This is a genomic window from Phormidesmis sp. 146-33, assembly GCF_052939515.1.
On the sequence record NZ_JBJPHU010000238.1, the window covers coordinates 1 to 3302 of the forward strand.

Sequence of the window (3302 nt, forward strand, 5' to 3'; positions counted from 1 at the left end):
ATAAGTGACAAAAAGTATTTTACAACACATTAGCATATAGCTTCCGGTAGACCCCGAATTTTTCCAGGAAATCCCCGCATCAAAGTCGGCAGGTCATTCTCATCCGTTGGTTCGCGCTGGAGGTGCTGCGCCTTTGACCAGTCCAGCACCCCAATACTATGGTCATGAATCGCGCTGGCGAGATAGTTCCCATCCGGTGACCAGGCGATCGCGCTCGCAGGCGAGGTCAACTCCCACTGATATAGCCGCTCATCCCAATTGTGAGCATTCCAGATGTGAATATTGCTTTTGATCGCGATCGCCAAATGCTTGCCGTCGGGCGACCAGCGAATATCTTGTGGACTCGCAATTCCCGGCAGACTGGTTACAGGTTCATCCTGATCCGCGTCCCAGATCTGCACCATTTTTCCGCGATTAAACGCCAAATGATTGCAGGTTGGATGCCAAACCAGGCGATCGACCCAGGAGTTACATTCAAGCGTGTCCGCAATTTTGGGCACATCCTCATCCATCTGCCACAGCGTAATCATGCCCGCTTGCCCACCTGTCGCCAGCCACTTACCATCCCAGGAAAACGCTAAAGCATCGATGGATGAACCCGTTGGCTGACCCAAAGATAGGCTCACAGAATTTTTCAGCAAGCGCACTTCTCCCAATCCAGAAGCAACCGCTACGGCATTGCCAATCGGTGACCAAGCGATTGCCGTCACATAGTCTGACAACGTTTCTTTAGCGCTTAACTCCAGGATGGACTGTAAGGTCATGCTCGTTGCCTCTTTAAGATCGATGCCAGCGGGTTTGTCCATCCGGCTGATCGGTTACGGTAATGCCAGCCGTTTGCAGTTCAGTGCGGATGCGATCGCTCTCGGCATAGCGTTTTTCCTGACGTGCCTGCTGTCGTTGTTGCAACAGTGATTCAATCCAACCCATATCGATTTCTGGCTCAGGGATGGATTCTGACTGAACCTCTAAGCCTAAAATCTGTGCCAGGTGAATTAGGGTCTGCGACCCTTGCGGTATCTGCGTAGCAGCGCGCTGTTGTAATTGTATATCCGTCTGCTCTGGCGATCCTTGATAGCAGCGTAGATTAAACTCACGCTTGAGTGACTTGGCTAATTCAAACAGCACTGCCAATCCAGCCGCCGTATTAAAGTCATCATCCATTGCAGTCTGGAAACGACTGATTAATGCAGCATCCAATTCACTGGGAATCGGCATCTGAGGGGATAAATTCAGTTGCTGCCAATCAACGTCAGCGCCTCTTTGAGCGTTTGCCAACCATTTTCAGCGGCAATCATGGCATCTTTCGTGAAATCTAACGGTTTTCGGTAGTGGGCTTGTAGTACGAATAGCCGAATCACAATCGGATCAATGGGTTTCGGATAGTCTGCCCACTTGCCATCCAGCAACGCTCGAATCGTGGTGAAGTTACCCAGAGATTTGGACATCTTTTCACCATTTACCGTCACCATGCCATTGTGCAGCCAATAGTTTGCCAACGGCTGACCCGTCAACACCTCCGATTGAGCGATTTCATTTTCATGGTGCGGAAACACCAGATCGCCCCCGCCCCCGTGAATGTCGATCGCTTCTCCTAACCGTGCCCGAATCATTGCCGAGCATTCAATGTGCCAGCCCGGTCGCCCTTGTCCCCAGGGAGAATTCCAGGCAGGCTCACCCGGCTTCGCTGCTTTCCATAGCGCAAAGTCAAACGGATATTGCTTCTTGAACTCTGGATCGTTGGGGTCAACTCGTCCACCCGCCCCAGCTTGCATCTGCTCTAACTGCCGTCCAGAAAGTTTGCCATAGTCTGCAAACTGCCGCACGTTGTAATACACATCACCATCTACCGCGTAAGCATAACCTTTTTCTTCAAGCGCGTGGATCAATTGATGAATCGCTGGAATATGCTCCGTCACACGGGGATACTCATCGGCATCGAGAATATTCAAGCGGCGAATATCTTCAAAGTAGGCAGCAATGTAGCGATCGGCAATGGCTTGCATCGAACTGCCTTCTGTCTTTGCCCGATTCAAAATCTTATCGTCAATATCAGTAAAGTTTTGCACATAGCGCACTTGATAACCGCGCCACTGCAAATATCGCCGCACCACATCCCAACCCATGTAAGAGCGGGCATGACCTAAATGGCAATCGTCATACACTGTCACGCCGCAGCAATACATTGTGACTTTACCCGGTTCGATCGTTGTAAACGGCTCCTTGCGGCGAGTCAACGTGTTGTAAATGAATAAAGTCATGATTAACAATGGTTCGGACAGTTTTAGGGTAATTAAGGTAAGCAGATAGACAAGGAAGCTATCGATCCCGTAGGGTGCTAATCAGAAAAACAAGCACCAAATCGATAGCCGTATGCAAATTGTACAAAGTTTACTGGAAAAAATGGGCGGATTGAGCAGACCTCAAATCAAGGGGTTAACCACCCTGTTTGCGACGATCTTAATCGTCTGTGGGAAAGTGAACTTTACCAACCTGAGCCGGTACAGTTCGTTGAGCGAAAAGACCTATCGCCGCAGATTCAAGCAGTCGTTCGCGTTTGTGCGGTTGAACGTGGGGATAGTCGAAGCCACGATGCAGGAGCCTGAAGCGATGATTGCTCTGATGGATGGCTCGTTCATCCCCAAAAGTGGCAAGCGAACCTTCGGGTTGGATCGGTTTTACAACGGGAGCCACGGTCGTGTGGAAAAGGGGTTAGAGGTGTCGTTGATTGCCGTGGTAAACGTCAAAACGGAAGTGGGGTAAAGTATCCAAGCCGAGCAGACCTTTGAGCAGACGATGTTCCCGGAACTGACGCGCATGGATTACTACCTCGACCAATTAGAGCGGGTTCGAGCGCATCTACCGGCTCAAATCCGCTACCTTGCGGTCGATGGAGCCTATGCTCATCGGCCCTTTGTCACGGGCGTGGTGGTCCTCAAGCTAGAGGTGATTAGTCGCTTGCGGCGCGATGCCAACCTGCGGTTTCTCTTTGAGGGAAAGCAGAAGGCGCGCGGTGCCAGACGCAAATACGCCAGCAAAGTCAATTTAGCCGACTCGACTGGGTTTACCTGGGTGCGTCAACTGCAACCCGGCGTTGACCTGTTCACGCAAGTCGTCTGGCATGTCTCCCTCAAGCGGCAAATTCGTCTCGCTTACCTCAAAGACACGCGCAAGTCCAACAAGCCGAGCTATGTGGTGCTGTTCGGGCGCATCTATTGGTTGGGGGAGTAAAGGGTGGGCGAAAGGGCTGACTATTACCCATAAGTTCGGCTTTCACTAAACGGGAACAGGACAGGAATATG

Annotated in this window: 5 protein-coding genes; 2 read left to right on the forward strand and 3 right to left on the reverse strand. The window is 51.1% G+C overall.

Translation table 11 applies throughout. The annotated features are described in order from the left end of the window. Positions 1-29 precede the first annotated feature (29 nt). The 3 genes from ACJ2PR_RS35445 to cysS are packed head-to-tail and all read right to left on the reverse strand — an operon-like array spanning position 30 to position 2261. Positions 30-806, reverse strand: a complete 777-nt coding sequence (locus ACJ2PR_RS35445) for a WD40 repeat domain-containing protein (protein ID WP_446880574.1) — start codon at positions 804-806, stop codon at positions 30-32. Next, positions 778-1218: a DALR domain-containing protein gene (locus ACJ2PR_RS35450; RefSeq protein WP_446880575.1), complete on the reverse strand. Its 441-nt coding sequence runs from the start codon at positions 1216-1218 to the stop codon at positions 778-780. The genes ACJ2PR_RS35445 and ACJ2PR_RS35450 overlap by 29 nt, the downstream gene beginning before the upstream one ends. 14 nt (positions 1219-1232) lie before the next feature. Beyond that, positions 1233-2261, reverse strand: coding sequence for a cysteine--tRNA ligase (gene cysS, locus ACJ2PR_RS35455; RefSeq protein ID WP_446880576.1), 1029 nt, complete (start codon positions 2259-2261; stop codon positions 1233-1235). A gap of 112 nt (positions 2262-2373) precedes the next feature. Here cysS and ACJ2PR_RS35460 point away from each other — a divergent pair, with 112 nt between their 5' ends. Both ACJ2PR_RS35460 and ACJ2PR_RS35465 read left to right on the forward strand, forming a co-directional pair. Next, the gene (locus tag ACJ2PR_RS35460) at positions 2374-2763 is read left to right on the forward strand and encodes a hypothetical protein (RefSeq protein WP_446880577.1); all 390 of its coding nucleotides are present in this window, start codon (positions 2374-2376) and stop codon (positions 2761-2763) included. A gap of 33 nt (positions 2764-2796) precedes the next feature. Then, the gene (locus ACJ2PR_RS35465; RefSeq protein ID WP_446880578.1) at positions 2797-3231 is read left to right on the forward strand and encodes a hypothetical protein; all 435 of its coding nucleotides are present in this window, start codon (positions 2797-2799) and stop codon (positions 3229-3231) included. Positions 3232-3302: the final 71 nt, after the last annotated feature.

Coding starts and splice junctions, on each gene's coding strand:
- ACJ2PR_RS35450 (WP_446880575.1), bottom strand. CDS start 1,218: ATGCCGATTCCCAGTGAATTGGATGCTGCATTAATCAGTCGTTTCCAG.
- ACJ2PR_RS35460 (WP_446880577.1), top strand. CDS start 2,374: ATGCAAATTGTACAAAGTTTACTGGAAAAAATGGGCGGATTGAGCAGA.
- cysS (WP_446880576.1), bottom strand. CDS start 2,261: ATGACTTTATTCATTTACAACACGTTGACTCGCCGCAAGGAGCCGTTT.
- ACJ2PR_RS35445 (WP_446880574.1), bottom strand. CDS start 806: ATGGACAAACCCGCTGGCATCGATCTTAAAGAGGCAACGAGCATGACC.
- ACJ2PR_RS35465 (WP_446880578.1), top strand. CDS start 2,797: ATGTTCCCGGAACTGACGCGCATGGATTACTACCTCGACCAATTAGAG.